At 46.8% G+C, this 22481-nt stretch carries 21 protein-coding genes and 1 pseudogene; 6 read left to right on the top strand and 16 right to left on the bottom strand.

Features of this window, described 5'->3' with window-relative positions; genetic code table 11:
• Positions 1-21: 21 nt before the first annotated feature.
• The 3 genes from UNITIG_RS14695 to UNITIG_RS14685 all read right to left on the bottom strand — a co-directional run bounded on the left by UNITIG_RS14695 (position 22) and on the right by UNITIG_RS14685 (position 3382).
• A complete protein-coding gene (locus tag UNITIG_RS14695) occupies positions 22-1242 on the bottom strand; it encodes a lipopolysaccharide assembly protein LapB (protein ID WP_101759061.1) in 1221 nt (406 codons plus the stop codon).
• 70 nt (positions 1243-1312) lie between these two features.
• Positions 1313-2500 carry an MFS transporter gene (locus UNITIG_RS14690; protein WP_101759060.1) on the bottom strand — a complete coding sequence of 396 codons (1188 nt, stop codon included), beginning with the start codon at positions 2498-2500 and terminating at the stop codon, positions 1313-1315.
• A 183-nt stretch (positions 2501-2683) separates the two neighbouring features.
• A complete protein-coding gene (locus UNITIG_RS14685; protein ID WP_200821303.1) occupies positions 2684-3382 on the bottom strand; it encodes a hypothetical protein in 699 nt (232 codons plus the stop codon).
• Between the two features lie 254 nt (positions 3383-3636).
• On the opposite strand from UNITIG_RS14685, the gene UNITIG_RS14680 reads away from it, so the two are divergent.
• Positions 3637-4842 (top strand): NAD(P)/FAD-dependent oxidoreductase, encoded by a 1206-nt coding sequence (locus UNITIG_RS14680; RefSeq protein ID WP_101759059.1) that lies wholly within the window; start codon positions 3637-3639, stop codon positions 4840-4842.
• On the top strand, positions 4835-5911 hold the full coding sequence (locus tag UNITIG_RS14675; protein WP_101759058.1) for an NADP-dependent oxidoreductase: 1077 nt from the start codon (positions 4835-4837) through the stop codon (positions 5909-5911). Before UNITIG_RS14680 ends, UNITIG_RS14675 begins: the two co-directional genes overlap by 8 nt.
• Before the next feature lie 24 nt (positions 5912-5935).
• On the opposite strand, the gene UNITIG_RS14670 is transcribed toward UNITIG_RS14675, so the two are convergent.
• Both UNITIG_RS14670 and UNITIG_RS14665 read right to left on the bottom strand, forming a co-directional pair.
• Entirely contained in the window at positions 5936-6793 is an 858-nt protein-coding gene (locus UNITIG_RS14670) for a bifunctional diguanylate cyclase/phosphodiesterase (RefSeq protein WP_101759057.1), read from the bottom strand.
• A gap of 21 nt (positions 6794-6814) precedes the next feature.
• A pseudogene (locus UNITIG_RS14665) lies at positions 6815-7530 on the bottom strand (diguanylate cyclase domain-containing protein); the annotation flags it as partial.
• A 486-nt stretch (positions 7531-8016) separates the two neighbouring features.
• Between UNITIG_RS14665 and UNITIG_RS14660 the strand changes: the two are divergent.
• Both UNITIG_RS14660 and UNITIG_RS14655 read left to right on the top strand, forming a co-directional pair.
• Positions 8017-8979 (top strand): hypothetical protein, encoded by a 963-nt coding sequence (locus tag UNITIG_RS14660; protein ID WP_235015401.1) that lies wholly within the window; start codon positions 8017-8019, stop codon positions 8977-8979.
• A gap of 225 nt (positions 8980-9204) precedes the next feature.
• Positions 9205-9681: a GFA family protein gene (locus UNITIG_RS14655; RefSeq protein ID WP_101759054.1), complete on the top strand. Its 477-nt coding sequence runs from the start codon at positions 9205-9207 to the stop codon at positions 9679-9681.
• Positions 9682-9814: 133 nt separating this feature from the next.
• Here the strand turns inward: UNITIG_RS14655 and UNITIG_RS14650 are convergent, their stop codons facing one another.
• The gene (locus UNITIG_RS14650; protein WP_101759053.1) at positions 9815-10510 is read right to left on the bottom strand and encodes a helix-turn-helix domain-containing protein; all 696 of its coding nucleotides are present in this window, start codon (positions 10508-10510) and stop codon (positions 9815-9817) included.
• Between the two features lie 159 nt (positions 10511-10669).
• Here UNITIG_RS14650 and UNITIG_RS14645 point away from each other — a divergent pair, with 159 nt between their 5' ends.
• Complete coding sequence (locus UNITIG_RS14645; protein WP_101759052.1) at positions 10670-11728, top strand: class I SAM-dependent methyltransferase; 1059 nt, start codon at positions 10670-10672, stop codon at positions 11726-11728.
• A gap of 50 nt (positions 11729-11778) precedes the next feature.
• Positions 11779-12669: a class I SAM-dependent methyltransferase gene (locus UNITIG_RS14640; RefSeq protein ID WP_200821302.1), complete on the top strand. Its 891-nt coding sequence runs from the start codon at positions 11779-11781 to the stop codon at positions 12667-12669.
• Between the two features lie 232 nt (positions 12670-12901).
• Here UNITIG_RS14640 and UNITIG_RS14635 read toward each other — a convergent pair whose 3' ends face one another.
• The 10 genes from UNITIG_RS14635 to UNITIG_RS14595 form a co-directional block, all read right to left on the bottom strand.
• Positions 12902-13813: a class I SAM-dependent methyltransferase gene (locus UNITIG_RS14635; RefSeq protein WP_101759050.1), complete on the bottom strand. Its 912-nt coding sequence runs from the start codon at positions 13811-13813 to the stop codon at positions 12902-12904.
• A gap of 153 nt (positions 13814-13966) precedes the next feature.
• Positions 13967-14215, bottom strand: a complete 249-nt coding sequence (locus UNITIG_RS23625) for a hypothetical protein (RefSeq protein WP_200821301.1) — start codon at positions 14213-14215, stop codon at positions 13967-13969.
• Positions 14212-15201, bottom strand: a complete 990-nt coding sequence (locus UNITIG_RS14630) for an MFS transporter (protein WP_200821300.1) — start codon at positions 15199-15201, stop codon at positions 14212-14214. Before UNITIG_RS14630 ends, UNITIG_RS23625 begins: the two co-directional genes overlap by 4 nt.
• Before the next feature lie 53 nt (positions 15202-15254).
• Complete coding sequence (locus UNITIG_RS14625) at positions 15255-15959, bottom strand: alpha/beta hydrolase (RefSeq protein ID WP_101759049.1); 705 nt, start codon at positions 15957-15959, stop codon at positions 15255-15257.
• A gap of 27 nt (positions 15960-15986) precedes the next feature.
• The gene (locus tag UNITIG_RS14620; RefSeq protein ID WP_101759048.1) at positions 15987-16694 is read right to left on the bottom strand and encodes a hypothetical protein; all 708 of its coding nucleotides are present in this window, start codon (positions 16692-16694) and stop codon (positions 15987-15989) included.
• A gap of 45 nt (positions 16695-16739) precedes the next feature.
• Positions 16740-17567, bottom strand: a complete 828-nt coding sequence (locus UNITIG_RS14615) for a cytochrome c family protein (RefSeq protein WP_101759047.1) — start codon at positions 17565-17567, stop codon at positions 16740-16742.
• Positions 17568-18254, bottom strand: a complete 687-nt coding sequence (locus tag UNITIG_RS14610; RefSeq protein ID WP_101759046.1) for a hypothetical protein — start codon at positions 18252-18254, stop codon at positions 17568-17570.
• Positions 18251-19189, bottom strand: a complete 939-nt coding sequence (locus tag UNITIG_RS14605) for a hypothetical protein (protein WP_159931166.1) — start codon at positions 19187-19189, stop codon at positions 18251-18253. Before UNITIG_RS14605 ends, UNITIG_RS14610 begins: the two co-directional genes overlap by 4 nt.
• Positions 19190-19404: 215 nt before the next feature.
• Positions 19405-20916, bottom strand: coding sequence for an aldehyde dehydrogenase (locus tag UNITIG_RS14600; protein ID WP_101759044.1), 1512 nt, complete (start codon positions 20914-20916; stop codon positions 19405-19407).
• Between the two features lie 100 nt (positions 20917-21016).
• Entirely contained in the window at positions 21017-22375 is a 1359-nt protein-coding gene (locus UNITIG_RS14595; RefSeq protein ID WP_200821299.1) for an MFS transporter, read from the bottom strand.
• Positions 22376-22481: the final 106 nt, after the last annotated feature.

Raw genomic sequence — 22481 nt, 5'->3', positions numbered from 1 at the left:
ACAGTTTGTTAGCAACCAACCTTACTCAAAATATTCATCTTGCGGATTAATTAATACATCCGGTACCGGCTCAAAGGCCGCCTCGTTATAGGCAGGCATCGTTGGGAGTGTACCGCCCAATGAAGCAAGTTTAGCGGCTGCATCGTCCAGGCCACGCTGGTAGGCGTATGGCGGGCCATCACACCACGCCAATTGATAAGCGGTTTGCGCCGCGTCAATTGCCGCCGCCTTATTACCACAACTGTCTTCCAACTCAGCCAAAATATTATAAGAGTCAACGTTATATAAACGGTAAGGGCCACGCTCTGCCCGCGCCCAACTTTTGGCCAGCCACTCACGAGCAACATCAAAGTTCCCCTGACGACGCTCCAACTCCGCCATTACGCGGTAGTGCGGCAATATCTCTTCGCCAAAATCCATATTGGCAGTATGCACTTCTGTAATCTCTAACCACTCCAGCGCTTTCGCATAATTGCCCCGCAGCATTTCAATTTCACCCAACATACGCGAACTGGCTGACAACACTTTGGTGACGGTTTGCTGATCCGCAAAGTCGGTACCCTCGCGAGCTTTACTCAATTCCCAGGCTCTGGTGTGATAAATTTCTGCTTCATCGTAATTGCCAAACCAAATCGCTGACTGCCCCTTAAAAGTATTGGTCACCGCCTCCGATTGATCCGCCAACAATTTCTGAAAAATACGAATGGAACGATCCATAGCAGCAAACGGTCTGCCATCACTCACGCCGCGATGTGCAAAGCCCGTTCCCACCCAATATAAATTTACCGCTTCCTTCATTCGTTTGCCGACACTGCGTTGTAATTCCAAACCTTTTAACGCAATTATTTCTGCTTCCCGAAAACGGCCGGTTTGGCGCAACGCTTTGGAGTGATTTCCCATGGCTTCCGCCAACGACTCCATTGCATTTTGCTGCTTACAAATTTTGGCATGACGCTCATATAAAGGCACCGCCTTGCCCGGATAACCCCCGGTCAGACCATAGGTGATTGGCAATGCTGCCAGCACAAAAATATTATTGGCAGGCTCAGTTAATCCGGTTTCATTTTCAACGCCATCGGGAAATAGCATTTCCAGTAAACTGGCGCGCATCAAACATGGCTCACCGATACCTTGCACTGTTGGCTTGTCCAGGTGCTCAATAAAATAATGGCAAGCTTGGTCATATTGTCGCTGCGCAATTAAGACTTTGTATTGTTCAACATGACGATGGAAGTCTGGCATTCAACGATTCCTCAAACTGTTAATTATTTTATCAAATAACACCTAATCACCAACGATCGATGGCGCAGAGCTAGGTTTGCTCTGCAATATCTTTGACGTTGATACCGTAGCGTCGCAACTGGCTAAATGCCCACGCGCCGTATAAAACAGCTACCGTAGCTGCAAATAACCAAGCGGCTTCAAATCCTGAAAACTTCATCATTAGGGCACCTACTGCCGGACCCACCACTCGTCCCATGGCCCCCATCGAAGATGTTAAGCCCAACATTCTACCGCGCAGCTGCGGCGGTGTGCGTTTGGTGGTAATAGAGTTCATCACTGGCGTACAAAAAGTAGCCCCGGTAAGAGATACAAAAAACGAAATCACAATAGTAGATACCGTCATGGCTTGCGACGCCAATAATGTCCCCACCACTAACAGACCAATCCCCATTAATAAAAACCGTAGCTCACCGAAAAATTTTGATAACGGACCAATTAAAGTTCCCTGCATCAAGGCCATAATAAAACCCTGCACCACCAGCGTGTAACCCACTTCTACCGGCGTCCAACCCAATAGCGCCCCGGTCCAAATCGGAAACATCACCGTCATTAAACTCACGCAGCTATTCAATAATAAATATTGTAATACCAATAACATATTGCCGGTTTGTCGCAGCATTCCTAAAATGGATAATGGATTGGCTTTGCTGTGTCTGGCGTTCTCAGCACGACTCTCCACATCCAGGGATTCTTTCAAAAAAAACATGCCACATAGCATCGCTACAAATGATAATCCTGCAGCAACAAACGAAGGGATAACAAAATTTGCTTCCACCCCGGATAACACACCACCCAAGCCTGGCCCAATAGTCATGCCCAAACCAAACGCAGCACCAATCATGCCCATACCTTTGGCACGATTCTCAGCGTCGGTCATATCCGCTACCATCGCCGAAGCTACACCAAAATTACCCGCCATCAATCCTGCAAAAGCACGTACCAGATACACCGCAATCAAGGTAGTGCAAAACGCTAACATCAAATAAGAAACACAGGCCCCACCCAAGCAAACCAGCAGCACCGGCTTGCGGCCAAAACGATCACTCATTTTTCCCCAAAACGGATTGATCACAGCAGTACACAATGAATAAATCGCAGTAATCATAAATACGTCGGTGTAACTGGCACCTAACTGCGGTGCCATAAAAGGCAATATAGGAATGATAATTCCAAAACCGATGAGATCGATAAGCACTGTAAAAAATAATAATGTCATAGCATCAGTTCTGATAATAGTTCTATTACAAACAATGTTATTGATTGCAACTTAGCGACTAGGTCCGATATTTTTCCGCGCATCCTATAAAAGATAAAACGAGTAATCAGCCAACAGATCTTATTGCGGCTCATTACTCGCTGCTAAAAAATCGCATCGTTACTGCGCGCTAGCTAGTCGAAATTACAGCGGCTTAGTCGCACACAAAAAGGCAATCGACATAATTATAATCCAATAAAAATACGCTTCGCGGCGAGTAATACGAATAGAACGGTCCAGCACGGCTTCGATTTCTGCTTTGTTTTCGGGCTCAGTCACCAAGCGACGGAACATCACCGTCCACTCACGCATAACGTAGCGTAGATGCAAGCCGATAATTAAAGTACCACCGTATAAGAAAATTTTAATCGAATACCATTTCTGCATAGTTCCTGCATTAAAAGGACCATAACCCAGCAACGAAGAAACCGCGGAAATCATTAATAATGGAATAACCACCCAGCGAATTTTTTCGTCCATTTTGGTCAACTTAATGCCGCGATCAGTTTCACGAAAATAAAAGGCAGACCAACACAATAAAAACCAGGGAATAAACGCGATCCACATGGCAGTCAACCAAATGCCGCCATAAGGCTGTACACCCCACAAATAGCCCATGTGCAAACCTAGCGGCAATAACAAAATAATGCCGGTACGAGCTAAAATATCAATTCGGTAGGCCGTCTCCAAATGCCTTTTACGTTCATCCAGTGACACTTGCGGATTAACCACATTAAATGACGTTTGAAAGACCCCCCATTCTCCACCCAACCAATAAACCATGGCAATGATATGTAACCAACGCAACGTACCCAGCTCGTGGGCCAGCAAAAATTCCATCATCAAACCTCTACATTTGTGCTTTAAAGAGCGACCAGATTCACTATGCTTATTTGTCACCGGCAGCAATTTTTGGCCAGCTATAACGGCCAATATAGTACCGCATAGTGCTCGTAGATCGCTGCCAAGTTGCTGTAAAGAAAAGTAAAATATGGTTAATCCGACGCAGCTCTATTGGCTTCAATTTACGCCTTTGTTAGTGTAGCTACTCTGATAGCGGCAACGTCATGCCGCCGTAAAATTCTTCAGGTAGCACTATGGAAGTTTCTAAAGAGAATCCTATTATCGTGGCCGGTGCAGGCCCTGTAGGCTGTACCTTCGCATTGTATTTAGCACAGCAAGGTATTCCGGTGCGCATCCTTGAAAGCGAGCCACAAATGCCGCTTACCCTGCGCGCTTCTACCTGGCACCCACCCACTCTGGATATGATGGATAACCTCGGCATTGGCCAACCGTTAGTAGCTACCGGCTTAAAAGTCCCTCGCTACCAGTATCGCGACCGACGCAGCGATCTGTGCGCAGAGTTTGATCTAGGTACCCTCGCTGGCGACACCAATCACCCCTACCGTGTGCAGGTCGAGCAATATCGCATGACCAAAATCGCTCAGGTAATGCTTGAAACCCTGCCTGATGCCGACATTCAATTTAATACCGTAGTAGAAACGGTCTGGCAAAGCGACGATTGGGTAATGGTAAAAACACGCACCCCCGAAGGCACCAAAGAATTTCGTGCGCCCTACGTCATTGGCACTGACGGCGCCAGCTCTAATATTCGCGTCAGTTCAGGTATCGCTTACCAGGGCTTTACTTTCCCGGAGCGCTTTCTGATTGCCAGCACACCTTATGCGTTAGATGAACACATTCCAAACCTGGCACCGGTCAGTTATTTTGCCGACCCGGAACAATGGTTTTTGGCGCTGCATTGCCGCCCACTTTGGCGCATTCTGGTACCTACCGACCCCGCCGCCGACCCGGAAGAATTAATGTCGGATGACTATCTGGAAAAAACACTACAAAGCCTGGTGCCGAAAAAAGGCCGCTACGAAATTGGCCATCGCACTTTATACCCGGTACACCAGCGCGTTGCCGAAACCTACCACAAAGGCCGGGTGTTTTTGGCCGGTGACGCTGCCCACATCAATAACCCGCTAGGCGGCATGGGCATGAACGGCGGCATCCACGACGCTTATAATCTGGCAGAAAAAATGGTAGCGTTTTTACGCGGTGAAGTCAGTGAAGACGCCTTTGATTTATACGACCGCCAGCGTCGTACTATCGCCACTAAATTTGTGCAGCGACAATCTATACGTAATAAAGAAATGCTGGAAAATAAAGATCCTGAATCCTCCCGCAAACAAATCCAGGCAATGATTGAAATTACTCAGGATCCGGTTCGCCATAAAGACTTTTGCCGGGAAAATTCCATGTTGAACTGTTTACAGGAAGCCAGCGAAATTGAATAAACCGGCAGAGAATAAACAGTGGCTGTTAAAGCAATTTGTACAGGCAGATGAAGTGCTTGGTGAGCAACATTATGAAATGGTTAGCTCGCCGATGCCGACTATTGGCGACCAGCAAATACTGGTGCAGACCTTATTACTTGGCACCAGTCCCGCCCAACGTATGTACGTTACCGAGCAACGCACCTTTCACATTGCAGTAGAAATCGGCGAAGTAATGAGCGGCCGCGGTGTCGGCCTGGTACTGGAATCCAAACACCCCGATTTCAAAAGCGGCGATATTATTCAAGCCACACTAGGCTGGCAGCAATATGTAGCACTCACCCCTGATGACAAAACCGACACCGGTAAAAATGTACGCACCGTTCAAAAAGTGGATCAGCCTGTGCGACCACTAACAACCATCATGGGCTTGTTCGGCCAGCTGGCCTTCAGCGCCTATGTCGGCATTATCGAAATTGGTCAGGTGAAACCCGGTGATGTAGTACTGATTTCATCAGCTGCGGGCGGTGTTGGCTCCGTTGCCTGTCAGTTGGCACGAATTCAAGGCGCGGCCAAAGTTGTTGGCATTGCAGGCGGCAAAGAAAAATGCCAGTGGCTGCTCGAACAAGGACTGTGCGATGCCGCCATCGATTATAAAAGCGAAGACTTGGTCACCGCCATCGCCAGCCACTGTCCCGATGGCGCCGACGTTTATCTCGACAATGTCGGTGGCGATATGCTGGATGCAGCTTTACAAAATATAGCCGTGGGTGCCCGCGTGGTTATCTGCGGTATGATTTCAACCGAATATTTAAACCCGCGCCCCGACGGCCCTAAACATTACTTTAATTTGCTGTACAAGCGCTCGCGTATGGAGGGTTTTTTCGTATTTGATTATGTGCCGCGCTGGCCAGAATTCGAAATTAAACTGCGGCAATGGTATAGCGAAGGTAAGTTAAAATTGGTGGACGATGTATTTGAAGGACTTGAAAGCGCACCCATCGCTTTAGGCAGTTTATTTACCGGCGGTCATACCGGTGGCTGTGTCATTCGAGTAGCCGAAGACCCTTTGGAAATACCGTCTTTATAATAGCGCACTAAAAGAGCAACGCAGTCAGGTCTGATTGCTGGCACGTTGCTGTCGCACATACTGCACAAATTCGTCGTTGGGTACGGGCCTGGACCAATAATAACCCTGACCATAATCACAACCCATTTCCCGCAACACGGCTATCAACTCTTCTTGCTCGACACCTTCCGCAATAGTTTTTAAATTTAAACTTTTAGCAATTTGGATTACTGCAAGCACAATCGCCTTATCCTGTGTGTCTTCCAGCAAACGCCGCACAAAAGACTGATCAATTTTTAAAATACCCACTTCCATTTTTTTCAAATATCCTAAATTTGAATAGCCGGTACCAAAATCATCGATGGAAAATTGCACCCCATAAGAGCGCAGACTGGATAATACCGCACGAAACGTTTTCGAGTCATCAATCAAGGTTGACTCCGTTAACTCCAGCTCCAGCGATGCAGCGGGCAGCTCACTCTTGATTAAGGCTTCATGGATCACCGACGCGATATTACCGCGTTTGAATTGCATTGCCGAAACATTAATCGCTACGCCCAGTCCTGCCAGACCCAAATCAGACCAGGATTTGCAATCTCTGCAAGCCTGTTGAATAACCCATTCGCCAATATCAAAAATAATCCCCGACGATTCAGCTACCGGAATAAAATCCAGAGGGAATATCAATCCCTGCTCGGGGTGCCGCCAACGGATCAAGGCTTCAGCTCCGATGATAGAGCCATCGCTTAAATTAATTTTTGGCTGGTAAAAAAGTTCAAACTGATTTTTATTAATTGCGCTGCGCAAATCTGCAATCAAGCGAATATTTTTTTCTGCATTCAGCTCCATGCCTTCATTGAAAAAATGATAACTATTACGCCCCAGACTCTTGGCGTGATACATCGCTATATCGGCCTTTTTGCACAAGGTTTCAAAATCACTGCCATCATCCGGCGCGACGACAATACCAATTGAGACAGTCGCAGCAACTGATGAATCTCCAATAATAAAAGGCTGTTTAACTTTATCCAGAATATTAACGGCAATTGATGAAATCTGCTGCTCTGCAGTAATAGATTCCAGAATAACCAGAAATTCATCCCCCCCTGACGGCAGATAGTATCGGTATCTCTTACCGAGCACTGCAGCCTTGATGCTATTTCCTGTAAAAAAATATCACCCGCACTATGACCGAAAGAGTCATTAATCACCTTGAAATTATCCAAGTCAAGGAACATCAAACACACCATAGAGGACTCCCGCTTGGAAGCTTTATAGGCATGTTCAAAACGATCCTTGGCCAATAATCGATTGGGCAAATTGGTCAATGCATCATGATGAACCAATCGCTGAATTTTCTTCTCCGACTCTTTAACCCGGAAGTTTTCTTTGGATAGTTTTTGCAGCACATTGTGCAGATCACTCGACAGTAGCCAGATACTAAAGGCCACTAGCAACAGGATAAGTGATAACACCACAGCTACGGAAAAGTCAGCGGTAGAGATTACATTGACGTACCAACCCTGAGAATTGAAGTACCCCAGCAACAACACATTCGCGATAATAAAAAAGGTTAGCGTGAAAAATAATTTTCTATTGCCTAATAGGCCGCTGAAAATAAGCACTCCGGGAAACGCCATTAACACTTCATCGCGCAGCCCCTGAAAAGTCCACATAAATACCACGCACAGAACAGTGATACTCCCTGTTAACACTACCGCGGCTTTATCAATCTGGCCCTGCTTAATCAGGAAATAGACACTCAGGAGACATAGCATCAGCACCAGCAGCAATGCCGGCACCCAGCCACTGGCCTCATAAAAAAACTGCTGAAGGGCGATCAGGCCAAGAATAGCCTCGACAAACCAGAACACCTGCTCCAGTCGCTTGCCACGAAAGGCTAACTGACTCTTATTGTTTTCTTCAACTGACATGAATTCCCGCATTAGATACGACTCTGAGTGCCAACAAGTCTAGCAAATGACTCACAGACTGCACGGTATTACTGGCATGCCGGCATACTGATCTAAAAACCCTGCGCTGCCGTATCAACTGTAAATTCGCGAATAAACCCCAACACTATGACCCGTACACATTATTTAGGAATACTAGGCTGCCTGGTGCTTATGGTTATCATTATTAGCCTGGGCCCTTATAGCAATGCGGCCATGTTTGCACCAGATCAGGGCTCATTCTGGTACTACTGGAAATTGCAGAATCCGGATTTCTGGTCACGCTTTAGTGTCTGGAGCTTATACGCACTCCACCAGATAAGCCTCTGGGGCTTAATAGCCTATGCCCAGCTGCAGCGCCCTAAATACTCCAAAACCTTAAATCCTGTCAATATCGCTGCCATTGCCGTTAATGCCTTGTTTATTCTGCTGCACATCTGGCAAACCAAATACTGGTACGATGGTTTAGCACAAGATACTCCGGTATGGACCTCACAAGCCTCAGTAGTATTCATGCTGATATTTGTGCTGATCATGGAAAACAAACGCCGCGGTTTATTTTTTGGCAAATCCATCGAAGCAGTAGAGAAACCTGCCGGTTTTCTCAAACGCTACCACGGCTACTATTTTGCCTGGGCGATTATCTATACCTTTTGGTTTCACCCGATTGAAGATACCGTCGGCCACCTGCTCGGGACTTTTTACACCATCATGCTGATGCTCCAGGGCAGCTTATTCTTTACCCGGTTCCACACCAATCGCCACTGGACGTTATTATTAGAAACCTTCGTGCTGATTCATGGTGCACTGATGGCTTATATGACGGCAGAGAGTGGACAGTGGCGGATGTTTTTATTTGGTTTTCTAACCATGTTCGTTATCACCCAAATGCACGGCATTGGCTTAGGTAACAAAACCCGTTGCAGCATAGTCGGACTTTATATTGCCGCCATTGTGTTCAGTTACTTTGGTGACTGGGGCGCGATGATTGCAATCGTGCGGATACCCGTAGCTGAATATGGCTTACTATTTATTATTGTTGCTATTGCCTGGCTACCAGTGCTACTAGGTCGATTGGTGAGAGCAAGAAACAAACTCTACATTACAAAACCAGGACGGGTATCAAAATCCTATTAGTGACGGCTTTCAAAAGTATGATTAACTAAAAATTTACAATGTGAATATCCTCGAGCAAGGATGCTCTTTTTTTAAATTTAACACCCACTTCAAATCCTGATTGCTCAACGGCTTATCCCTAGGCGCAACCCCTGCAAATTCAGCACTTGCCTGCCTGGAGTTGAAATTCTATAAAATCTACGCTTACACTCCACTCATCGATTTAAACAAAGACGGATAACAATAATGAATAACAGCGCCAACACTGCGGGCAGATGCACCTGCGGAGAAATTCACTATGAACTCACTGCAAGCCCACTATTTGTTCATTGCTGTCACTGCAGCTGGTGCCAACGAGAAACCGGCTCCGCGTTTGCTATAAACGCACTAATCGAAAGCCGCCACATTCGCTTGATCAGCGGCCATCCAGAGATTGTCCATACACCCAGTAATAGCGGTAATGGGCAAAACATCAGCCGTTGCCCTACCTGTAAAACTGCCGTATGGAGTCACTACGGTGCTGCAAAAGAAGCGATAGCGTTTATCCGTGTCGGCACTCTTAACAACCCCAATAACTGCCCACCGGATATTCATATTTTTACCTCAACCAAGCAAGCGTGGGTGAAGTTGGATGATTCGACGCCGGTAATGCCGGAGTACTATCAGCGCAGCAAATATTGGCCTGAGAATAGTATCGCACGCTATAAACAAGCTATCGGGTAACTGGGGACAGACCACTGTTTAATCAGTTTTCGCAGCTTAAGCGGCAATAAACTCAGAACAAGTTTTCGCTTTTACCCGAAAAAGAATAATGCCGGGAACCATAAATAAACTGTGGTCTGATCTCGGTTTTTTCCTAAGCAGGGTTAAGAATAGCACTGGATGGCAGATCGCCGGCAAATACGCTGGGAGCGAGCCAGTCGTTTATATTTTTAGTGAGGGCCTTAGGTCCGATCAATTTTAATTTACCATCATTGATCGCACGCTTGTAACTTAACTCTCCCATCCATATTTCGCACATCACCCGTACGCACACATTAAAATAAATATCGACCTCTTTGCCGGGGTCAGTTACGCACACACTCACTTTCTGCCCGTCGACTACGATCCACCAGTGCGGATGATCCAGTACGTCGCTAAAATCAAAACGTATCACCGTTTCATTGCCGATCAATTTGTCGGGGTTGATACTGCGTTCGAGGTATAACATCAACAGACCAGGATCAAAATCTGATTCGGTCATTTGCTCCCTTGCCCACTGCATACCCCATCCCCCAATGGCCTCAATGACCGGCATCAGCTCTTTACACGCATTGGTAGGAAAATATTCATAGCCACGCTGGCCGGAAATTCGTTTACGGGCCAGTAGCCCACTTTGCTCCATATCATTCAGGCGCTTGGTCAACAATGCTGGCGACAGCGTTGGCAAGCCGCGTTGCATTTCGCTAAAGCGCGATGCGCCCATCAGTAACTCGCGCACAATTAGCAAGGTCCACTTTTCACCTACTACTTCCATCGCTTTGGCGATGGGACAAAATTGGTTGTAGCTCATTAATACTTCCTTGATCAGTGTTCTATAACCCTGACTTCATAATCTGTAGTTAATTACATCAGAATCTGTAGTGCATTACTACAACCAGTGAATCGGCCTGCCAACCAAGGTTTATCTAGTATTACTCCTGAACACAACTTATCTCAGGAGATAAACCCCATGACTATAAATACCACCACTACAGAAAGTTTTGCCGGTCAGGTCGTAGGCGATGTTGCCGCAGCCATGTCAGGCGTGATGACATCGATTGGCCACAAGCTGGGCTTGTATGCAGCAATGGCACATGCCGGACCCATCAGCTCGCAGCAATTAGCCGATAAAACCGCTTTGGCCGAGCGCTATGTGCGCGAATGGCTGAATAACCAAACCGCAGGTGGCTATATTTTTTACGATGCAGATAACAGTAGCTACACCCTGCCCGATGCCCATGTGCCAGTACTGGCCGATGAAGACAGCCCGGTGTTTTTAGTGCCGGCGCTTGAGGTGGCAGCCTCGCTCTGGCTGGACGAAGAAAAATTACTGGACGTGTTTCGCAGTGGCGAAGGTATCGCCTGGGGCGCGCATCATCATCGCTTGTTTTGTGGCTCAGAGTCGCTGTTTCGCCCAGGCTATAAAACCTATCTCACCAGTGAATGGTTGCGAGCAATGGATGGCATGGAAGATAAACTGCGCGCCGGCGCCAGGGTGGCGGATATAGGTTGTGGGCATGGTGCTTCCACGATTGTGTTGGCCAAAGAATTTATTAACTCCCGTTTTATCGGCTGGGATAGCCATGCTGAATCGATTGATACCGCCCGCCAGCGGGCCAGCGAAGCACAGACTAATGGCAATCTTGAATTTAAAGCCGCCGATGCCCAGTCATACAATGGCGGCGCCTATGATCTGATTTGCTTTATGGATTGCTTGCACGATATGGGCGACCCGGTAGGCGCAGCTCGTCATGCAGCTAAGTCGCTTGCAGCAGATGGCCGGATATTGCTGGTCGAACCGGCCGCCGGCGATACTCTGGAGCAAAATATCAATCCGGTTAGCCGCCTGTATTACGCAGCGTCTACTGCAGTGTGCACACCCTGCTCAATGTCGCAAGACGTAGGCCTCGCGCTGGGTGCTCAGGCCGGTCAACAACGCTTGTCAGAGGTAATGTTAGAAGCCGGTTTTGCCAGCGTGCGCCGTATTGCCGAAACCCCCTTCAATATTGTGCTGGAAGCCCGACTGTAACAAACCGGGTAATCCCCATAACACTCAAAAAGCAAACCAGGAGCATGAAGATGAATCAGCAAGCAGCGACTTTAAAACCAGTAAAAATTGTTAACCCCATAGCGGATTTTTGGAACGAGGTATTGGCCCCTAAATTTATCAAGTACAAACACATTATGGTGGGCGGCTTGTCACGCCACAGTGAACTGGTTTTTCCCGCTCTCCCGTTGGCTCCCGGTGACCGCGTGCTCGACGTAGGTTGTGGTTTTGGCGATAGCGCAATTGCTTTAGCAAAACGGGTTGGCGCCCAAGGCGAGGTAGTCGGTATTGATTGCTGCGATGCATTTTTGGAATTCGGCCGCAAGCAGGTGCAGGAAGAAGGTATTGCCAATATTGTGTTTGAAGTGGGTGATGCCGAACATGCCTTGCCCAGCGCCGCCTTCGATCTGGTGTTTGCAAGATTTGGCACCATGTTTTTTGTTAACCCCGTGGCGGGGTTGCGGCAAATGCGGCAGGCACTCAAACCCGGCGGTCGAATGATCCATATCGTCTGGGGCGCGCGAGCCGACAATCCGTGGTTGTCGTTAGCCAAAGATATCGTACTGAAGTTTTTGCCTGTCCCCGGCAGCGACGGATTAAGCTGCGGCCCTGGTCCATTCTCAATGGCCGATCAGGATCATACCCGTAAACTAATGGAAACCGCCGGCTATACCGACATTCACTTTATTCGGGTGGATGCGCCAGTGATGGTGGGTACAACTATCCGTGAAGCGATAGATTTTCAGCTGGCAATCGGGCCAGCGGGGGAAGTGTTTAGAGAAGCGGGAGTGTTGGGCGAAGCCCGCCGGCCCGAGATAGAAGCAGCACTCACCGATATGCTGGCTGCGCAGACCACTACCGAAGCAGGTATTTTTATGGATAGCTCGTCCTGGGTGATTAGTGCGATCAATTCATCTAACTAAAAGCCAACCCATGCAGAACCACTTTACTTGGTCACTTCTTTGAAACAAAAGAAGTGACTTGCGGCCGGGCAATCTCCGTCAAACTCTCCATAGCAATATAAACTTAAAAATTAAATTCAGAGTCAGCGAGGCAATATCCACTCCGTAGTACTGGAGTATTTTCTCCGCTTATCCTGCAGGTCACCTGGAATAAAACAGGCCCGCTGGCACGGGCCTATAGCAAAAAAATCGTTTATTTTTTAACAAATTTCAACGTCATCCGATCCGTTTCACCAATGGCGGTATTGGCCGCTTTATTTTCTTCCGCAGTCCGCAGTGATGGTGGCAACCGCCATACAGAGTCGCCCTCGACTGGTTGGTCTTTTGGATTAGCATTCAGCTCACTGCTTGCTACCAATTCAAACCCGGCCTGTTCAAACATCGCAATAACAGCTGACTGCTTTAAATAGCCATTGCTGCCATTCGCCCATTCATCAGCGCTATCTTCAGGTGCCCGGTGCTGTACCACACCGACAAAACCATCAGGCTTTAACATGTCATAGACTTGTTTGATGGCTGCGGTTCGAGTACCGGCCTTTTCTTCAAAGCGATTTAAATTGTGTAATGCCCTGATCATAACTACCGCGTCCACAGTGCCATTAATCTCTGGATCAATACCATCAAAAGCAAAACCTCTTGCCGGTACGTCTTCTGCACCCGCAAATGCATTGACGGTATCCCCGAAGGTAGCAGCAGCTGCAATACGGCCGGCTATAACCTCTTCACTAAAAAATCCAAACAAGGGCCACATGGTATCGGCATAGTTTACCCCATAAATGGCACCCTCAGGTCCTACGTAAGGTGCCAGTATTTGTGTATACCAGCCGCCGCCAGGTAACACTTCAACAATCGTCATACCCGGCTCAACGCCAAAAAATTCTATCGTCTGCTGAGGATGTCGACTGCTATCGCGCTGTTGTTGCTCCTCACTACGCGCGGCAATAATCATCGCCAATTGATTAGCCGCGGCAGTCTGGTTACTTACAACAGGCTCTGCACTCTCAGTGCTACTGGCCTGTTCTTTACTGGCACTACCGTCTTTGCCCCCACATGCCGTCAATAACACTACCGCAGCCAGCACCGCTCCCTGTTTCAATATGTTCATCTTGTTACCCTCTGTTAGGCCCTTATCCACAAGGGCGTAAATTATGTTTGCTGGAAAGATACACCTCAACGCTTAGTACGACAAATTATCCGACCAACAAGATTTATTACTTGTTTCAGTATGAACACAGGAACCGCATTTAAATCCAATAAATCATGCCTGGGAAACTCCTTTTTCTACAGTGACATCTATTTTTTTAACTTGTGAAATCAACAATAATGCCAGGAATATAAGCACCACGAAAATCTGGAAGGCTACTTCATAGTTCCCAAACTTACCAAATAAAACACCGCTCAACCAAATACCCAAGCCACCGCCCCAAGCATCTAACAATGTGATGGTGCCAAGAATTTTCCCCGAATCTTTCAGTCCAAAGCAATTAATCGCGTTCAATTGAATCATGGTATAGACGCCCCCCAACCGAGGCCAAATAACACCACACTAAACCACACCAACGGAGTCTGCATAGCAGCCAACATAACCGCGCCAACCAACATCACAAAAATATTGCCATAGAATACTTTGCGCTGATCGATATAATCCGCTGATAAGCCAAATATAAACTTACCTACCAAAGCACAAAGAAAAAATGTGCTGATGGCATTGGCCGCCACTGCCGGAGTGAACGCCAAGTCACGCATATATAGAAACAAATGCGCCGATACTCCCAGCACGGAATAAAAGGTAAACATCGCAATGAGTGCCAATGACCAAAAGCTACTGGTTTTAATAGCATCTTTATAAGCGACTCCGGTCAAAACCGCCGCAGAGCCATCAGCTTGGACAGCGTTATCGCCACCATATGCACTCATAGCTACATCAGCAGGCTTATTCCGCACAATAAAAAAAGCAATAAACAACAACACTATAGGCACAATAACTTCTGTTTGAAATGCATCCCGCCAACCCATACTTTCAATTAAGCGAGTACTGATTTGCGGAAAAACCGCACCACCTAAACTGGTACCCACTAAAGCAATACCTATTGCCGTACCACGTCGCGCCACAAACCAGGTCGACACCAATATGACAGCGGGATTTAAACCACAAAACACCAACACCACACTAAACATGATATGAATTAAATACATGTCGGTCAGGCCGTTAATATTACCGTACAGCCAGTAAGCAATCGCCAAAAACAGCCAGCCCACCATCATACAAATGCGTACACCATAGCGATCCAATAAAATCCCGGCAAAAGGCGCCAGCAAGCCGGTCACAACCATGGTAATCAAACCATTAAATTTTAATTCTCCCCGCGACCATCCAAATTCACCGAGCAACGCTTCGTCAAATACTGACAAGCCGGTAATCGCCATACCGTTACTAACCAATAATGTTAGCGCAGCCAGAATAGCCATTAACCAGGGATAATAAAGTTTCATTGTAAGCTCTCTCTTTCAGTGGATTATTTGATTTATCATTTATTCAATGCTATTTACTTATCCATCTGTCTGAGAATATCCATGGTGTATTTTACTAACTGTTGTTGCTGTTCAGCACGGCTAATAGTTGCTTCGCCGTCGCGATTTTGAGGGCCGTAATAACCCATCTGCGCATGATTACCACCATCAATAGTGATGTACTGCGTTACTGCGGGCATGAAAGGTTTAGCCTCGTTTGTTTCTTCTTCCGAGGACAACAAATCATTGCTCCCCCTCACCACCATCACTGGCTGCGGATGCTGGGCAACCAAACCTTCTTTATGTGCATAAGAGGAAATAAATAACAGACCATCATCTTTTACTTTTTCCGCATACAGCGCTATGCCAATACCTCCTAATGAATGACCACCCAATACATAATTTTTACAGTTAGCTTTAGCAAAATCACTTTGCTTAGCGTTCTCGGCAGCATCCACATCCAACATCGCCAAATCCAATGTTAACTTGAGCAAAAAGGCATGTGCACCCGCAGCGGCTATGTCTGCAACATAAGGAGCATAGGCCTCCGCTTCAACCAGACCGCCCGGGTAATAGATGTAACAGCTTTTGACTGTTGGATTGTCAGCTTTAAACAAATAATATTTATCGGTTTGTTCTGCATCAGCCAATACGGCTAACGCTTCAGGCATCGGCTTGGAACTACAGGCCGTGATTAAAACCATCATTACTACTGCACTACTTACTTTTAACCACTTCATTACACGCTACCTTTTAAAACACAAAAACTATTCCGCCACCAGCTCAGCGACTTTGATATCGCCCAGCAAAACCGCCTCTAAATACTGTGCCGTTGGCAGGTGACAATAATGGGTACCCTTAAAACGATCGGGCATAGGAATTAGTTTGGAAAAGGGCACCAGCAAAGCTTTACTACGCAAATGTAACGCACCGTCTTCACCCAGATATGCAACCGGGTAGGGCCAGGGTTTTAACCATTTAGGGCCCATACGCACAACCTCATCTTCTTCAATCACTATGGCATCAGCTGCAAATACGGGTTCACGATCCGATATGGTGCTCAGCGCGCGCTTCAGATCGCGATTAATAAACTGCTGACAACTGCCTTCAGTGGCTGCAGCGTCTTCTCCAAAAGTTTGTTTAATAACGTCTTCCGTTTTTAATTTGCAGGAAATAATCGCCGGAAAATCCTGTGGCTGCCCCTTAACCATCAACGGCAAATAATTTACATATTGATGTGATGTTAATGGCTCAACTGAGGGTTTTGATTTGACAAAACTTTTGTAGTCAGAATGCACCTCATTCACCACAGGCAGCTTGCTACCCACCATTTGTTGTTGCAGATCAGCGCAGTAATTCGCGTCCACCACATCCTGTGGGCCGGTGGCTGGCTCTGCATAACGCTCTTCATCACTCTGGCTTGAACAGGCAGAAGCGGTGACCGCTAAAATAATACTCATCGCTATTTTTTTCACTTTTATCTCCGGATAAATTCTTTCAAATAATGTAGCAATCAACTGCTAGTCCGATACTGTTTCTCGCCCTGGTAACATACCACCGTACATTACTACTCCGTCAACTGGCTTGGACTCCCATAGCTCCTGGGCAAAGCGTGGAATAGCCATCGCTCCGACAGGAAAACACTCGACAAACTCACTGGGTGTAATCGGCAATTGATGAATGGCATAACACATAAAATCTTTTTCAGTTAAATACCAAAACCCTTCGGCTTTATTGTCTGTAGTAACTTTTCCACCGGGATGAAAATAGGCATGAAAAACCAATTGCTGCTCGCCACTGACCATACGATAACGCACAGTATTATTCATCATATGATTCCAAAAACTGGGGAAGCGCTGTTCTGACGGTAGACTTTTATCATCCATGGGGTCCAGTGCTGTTCGCTCAGGTCTGGGCCAATCCACCGCACCGGTTTCAATGAGCATAAAAGCAATCATACCTAAACGCTCTCGTGCCGGCACAGGTTGCGGAATCATCATGGCATTATCAGGAATATATTTTTTGGGGTTTTTCAAAAATTGATTAAGGTGTTCTGCCGACCATTGAAAATCTGCCTGCTGCATTGCCGGAGAAAAATTAAAGCCCTGCTTGCTGCCGACCTTACGATCAAACATTTTCCATAAATTGGGCCCCATAATATCCAGGCTATCTTCAGCCAAGGTATGACAGGCACTGCATCTGCCCTGAAAGGCTTTGCGGCCACCCCAGTAGTCAGCGCTCTTTAGCGCGTCCAAACTTACCGCTGGCACTTTATCTGCTTCAACCGTTTGCGCTGACACTGGCAACACAAAAACACTTAATATAAATAGTAATTTACCCAGCCTCATTTATGTCACTACCTCATAAAATATACGCCGCGCTTTTTCTTTGCCAATAAATTTTGACGTCATACCCTGGGCTTTATCACGGGTGCGGATATCAGTTTTAAATTTTTCATGAAAGCTAGCGATGTGAGCCAGTTGATCAGTATTAGTCACCACGTCACTGGCAGCCACCAGTTGTAAATAATGATCAAGAAACTCAAAAGAACAGGCAGTTAAGTCAGCCAGTTTATCTTGTTTGAATAGACCATAAATTGTGGAATCATGCTGATACTGCTTCATCCAGTCAGGATATCGGTCCATACACTCAAACTCAGGATAAGCGGCCAAAATACCATCCAACGGTTTAACCCACTTATTCAGATAGTTCTCATCGTCAAATGGTGTACACACATTGAAATGGCTAATTACCTTGCGACCGGTAATTAAAAAGAACAATAAAAATATTGGCGCGTCGGTATTTTCCTGTGGGTAAAAAATTATCGTCAATGCATCCAGCGCAGGTATTTTTACCGTCATCCGCAACGCGCCAATTCTGGACAGTTTACCCGCCGTCCAGTTATGGCAGCTCACATTGACTAATTTTAAAAAAGCGCTGTTATCTGAAATGTCGGCATCAACAGCCACTTCCCTCAATGGCAGCAGGCCACTCACTTTTTCCAAGACCGCCTGCAGGCGTTGATCCTGATTCATGATGACTTACTCAACAAACTGGAAACCTTATAAATAGGCCATAATAATAACAGCATAAAAAATAATAAGCCGTACTCCATCAGCGGAACCTGAAAGGCGCGATAAAACTCTTCAATTGTAGAATATGCAGGGTAATACCAGGCCATTAAAACTGCACAACTCATGACCGCAGCCAGTTGCTGCCAAAGTTTCATTTTCAAGCCGTGCATTTGGGTAATAATAAAAATCAGAAAAAAACCAAAGAAAAACCGGGCGGTTGCGACCTCACCCTGCTTGACGATGGCCACGGCCATACCATGTATCACTACAAACAACTCCAAAAAAACAGTCCATCCGCGATTGATATGCATGCGGGTAAAGAACAAACTACCTTGCAACATCAAAAGCAAGATATAGAAAGTACCTAGTAAGTGACCATAGGTAATCTCGACAGGGTGATACCAAAACGTATAGATAATAGCCCAGGAAAAATAGTAACCGTGATAACGACGAAGAAACTGCCCCACTTCCGTCAAGAGCGGCGCGCGCTTACCAAAAAACATTCCACGGCGCTGGTTTTCCATAATCAGGATAAACACTAGCATCAACGTTACCGAACCAAACGAAGTCGCCTCATGAACATCCTGGGCAGTAGCGTCGTACCAAATTTTAGTTTGGATTATATGTAACCCGACAAAAACCGCATTGATCAGCAGGGCGATAATATTAAAGTCATGCAAATTATTGCTGTATTTTGGCTTTTTATGCTGCGCATACCAAATAATACTCCAGGCAGCAATTTGATGAGAGGCATAACCACCCCAGGCCGTAAAGCGAGTCCAGAAAGTCGGCTCGGCCAGTTGCCACTTATACCAAAAGTTTTGCATTTTATCCGGGGCCAAGATGACATCATCGCTATAAGGACCGACCAGCATGACTAAGCCTATTAACAGCACACAGCCGGCAACACCCACCACAGTGAAAAATGCTGACTCAAAAAATTATTAGCAGTGGCGTTATTATTCATCATTATGCCTTTAAAAGGTTTATCAAAGCAGTACGTTATTTAAATGCTGAAAATCTCGCCACTAGCAAGATTAAATACACTTTTGCGCTAACGTAATTTATTGATGCGCCCCAGCTTCAGGATTAAATTCCTTCACGAAATTAATTAATAATGCATCATAATGGTCTTGGTTTCCAAATACGCATGCAAGGACTCCTCTCCCATCTCGCGCCCCCATCCAGACTGTTTGTAGCCGCCTAAACCACCATTGATATCTGACATAGTGTGAGCATTGATACCGACAATACCGGAACGAATACCCGCAGAAATTCGCATTGCGGTGCCAATATTTTCTGTCCACACACTGCCATTTAAACCATATTCAGTATCATTGGCCTGATGTACTATCTCATCGATATCGTCGGTATCTAACTTTATGACACTTAACACTGGCCCAAAAATTTCTTCACGCACAATCTTCATATCACGATGGGCGCCAGCAAATACCGCCGGACGCATAAAGTTACCCGGGCGATCCAATTCATCACCGCCGGTAATAAGTTCCGCCCCTTCTTTTATTCCTGATTGCACATAGCTCTGCACCCGCTGTAACTGCTGCGCGGAAACCAACGGCCCCAGTGTGGTTGCTGGATTTAACCCCGGCCCGATAATCAGACTATCCGCACCAGCTGCCAGCCCTTCAACAAATTGATCGTAGACATTTTTATGGACCAACATGCGCGACGGACACACGCAATTTTGACTCTGTAAAAAATAGCCCTGCTGTACTGCCATTGGAATAGTTTTGCTTAAATCTGCATCTGGCATAACAATGAAAGGAGACTTGCCACCCAATTCCAGTGTTACTTTTTTCAAATTACCTTTAGCGGCATCAATTATTTTTTTCCCGACTTCGGTAGAACCGGTAAACGAAATTTTATCGACATCCGGGTGCGCGGCCAAAGCCGCTCCGGCAACATGACCATGACCGGGAATAATATTGATCACGCCGGGAGGAAACCCCGCCTCGCAAGCCAATCGACCCAGTAGCAACGCTGATAAAGGTGTATGCTCATCCGGTTTTAATACCACGGTGCAACCTGCTGCGAGCGCTGGGCCTAGCTTCATCACTGTCATGCCCAGCGGGAAATTCCATGGCACGATTTGCGCGGCAACACCTACTGGCTCTTTTCTCGTCATCAAAAAACGTTCGACGCCGGGTACTGGATAAGGATCCTGCGCCAGCGTTTGGCCAGCAATTTTTGTTGCCCAACCGGCATAATAGCGCAGCCAATCGCGGGCGATAATCGGTGCTACAGCGCCCGCCACACTCATTGGCATGCCGGTACACAATACTTCGGTTTCTGCAAATTGTTGGTGGTGCTGTTCAACCAAATCAGCCCATTTTAATAACAATTCTGCACGCGCAGTGGCACCCATCGTGCGCCACGGGCCTTTATCAAACGCCGCCCTGGCTGCGGCAACAGCGCTGTTAACTTCAGCTTCACCCGCCGCTGGTACCGCGGCAATTTGTTCGCCTGTCGCAGGATCTATAACTGCCAGACTATCGCCTGCAACATTGCTAACCCACTCTCCATTAATTAGCAATTTGTGTTCGGAACCAATAAAACTGCGCGTCGCTGCGGCAATCTCCGGGATGTCTATTACTTCAGGCATAGTCGTTACTCTTTTTCATTACTCGTTAATAAAGTTATTCACTTTATTTTTGATTTCACTGAACAGTTAATTTCGCTGACTTGGGCTAGCACTTATTTACTTAAGTACGCGCCAACCAGCGCTGCCAAAATTCTACTTCTCGCTGCGGCACTGGACCGGGGTCACGCCGGCGCACATACAATGCAACCAGCATCAACGTCAGGTTGGCCACACTGATCACCATAAACGGCGCCCAAGGCCCGACCTGATCAAACAAGCGGCCACCAATCGCAGTCGCCGCTAATATTCCAATCGCTCCCATCATATTAAACATGCCGACAACACTGCCCCGCTCTTCCAGCGGCGCTTCTTGGCCAATTAATATTTGTGAGCCTAAAAAGGCACTAATCTGACCTATACCCAACAAAATAAAAATGGGAATGGCGGCTGACTCTAATGGATTGTCTATAAGTACCGGTAGGCTAAATGCCAAACCCGATACCAACATAAAAATTACCATGCCAGTAATACGATTAATGCGATCCATCAACAACCCGGCAATCGGCGCCCACATCAATGCGGACGCCTGAGTAATAACGAAAATAATCGTCGCTTGCACAGAAGCTTCCGCTGTTGTCAGGCCCATTTTTTCGCCAGCGCCTACTCCCCATGTCACTAAGAACGTGCCTAGTATTACCACATCACTTCGAGCTACAAACGCAGAACCATAAGCCAAAGCAATACGTGGATTTCGCGCTTCCCTTACTCCCGCTTTAGCCAACGCCATCAGCGATTGTTTTTTCTCTACCGATACTTCCACCCCCGGCTTCAACGTGAATTGCAAAACCACGGCCACCAATACACACAAGCCAGCCACCAGAAAATGTGCGTAGCGACCCGCCATAATGGGGTCAACGCCGGCATCGACAAACCAGGAAGGCAAACGGCCAAATACACTATTCAGCAATACCACACCCAGGCCGTTCAACATGCCGACAAAGGCAATCATTTTTCCACGGCTTATATTTTGCGGGTAATCCGCCGACACTGTAGCCAGCATGCCAGTAGATAACGCCAACCCAGCAGCATAAATTACCCGGTAAGCGGTAAGTTCCTGCAAAGATTCCGCAAAGGGATATAAAAAATACCCCAATCCAAATGCCAGCAAGCCAGCGACAAAAATCGGTCGCCGTCCAATTCGATCTGCCGCCACACCAATCAGCGAAAACAACAAAATTTGTGTGATCTCGGTCCAAAATGCCAAATCACCAGCAATCGTCCCGCGCTCGGAAAAAGGGATGCCCAAATTCTCGGCCAACACATAATTAGTGCCCACCGAAATTAACGTCAATACACCGATAGTAAAAAAACTACCGACAAACAACCCCATACAATTTAGCCGATTAATGCCCGGCTCTAACCAAATTGGCCCCAGCTTGATGCCCTTGGTATTAGGGATATCAACACCCGATTTACTCATCTTTTTGCTACCCCTGTTATTATCCAGTTAGTCTTTCGTAGTTAGGTAACCAGTTCAACCAAGCCAAGTGTAAAAAGATGTAAATTAGCCTTTACGCTATCCACTG

It is taken from the genome of Oceanicoccus sp. KOV_DT_Chl, from assembly GCF_900120175.1.
Taxonomy (GTDB): Bacteria; Pseudomonadota; Gammaproteobacteria; order Pseudomonadales; family Dasaniaceae; genus Oceanicoccus.
This window is presented reverse-complemented; position numbering and strand designations above follow the sequence as displayed.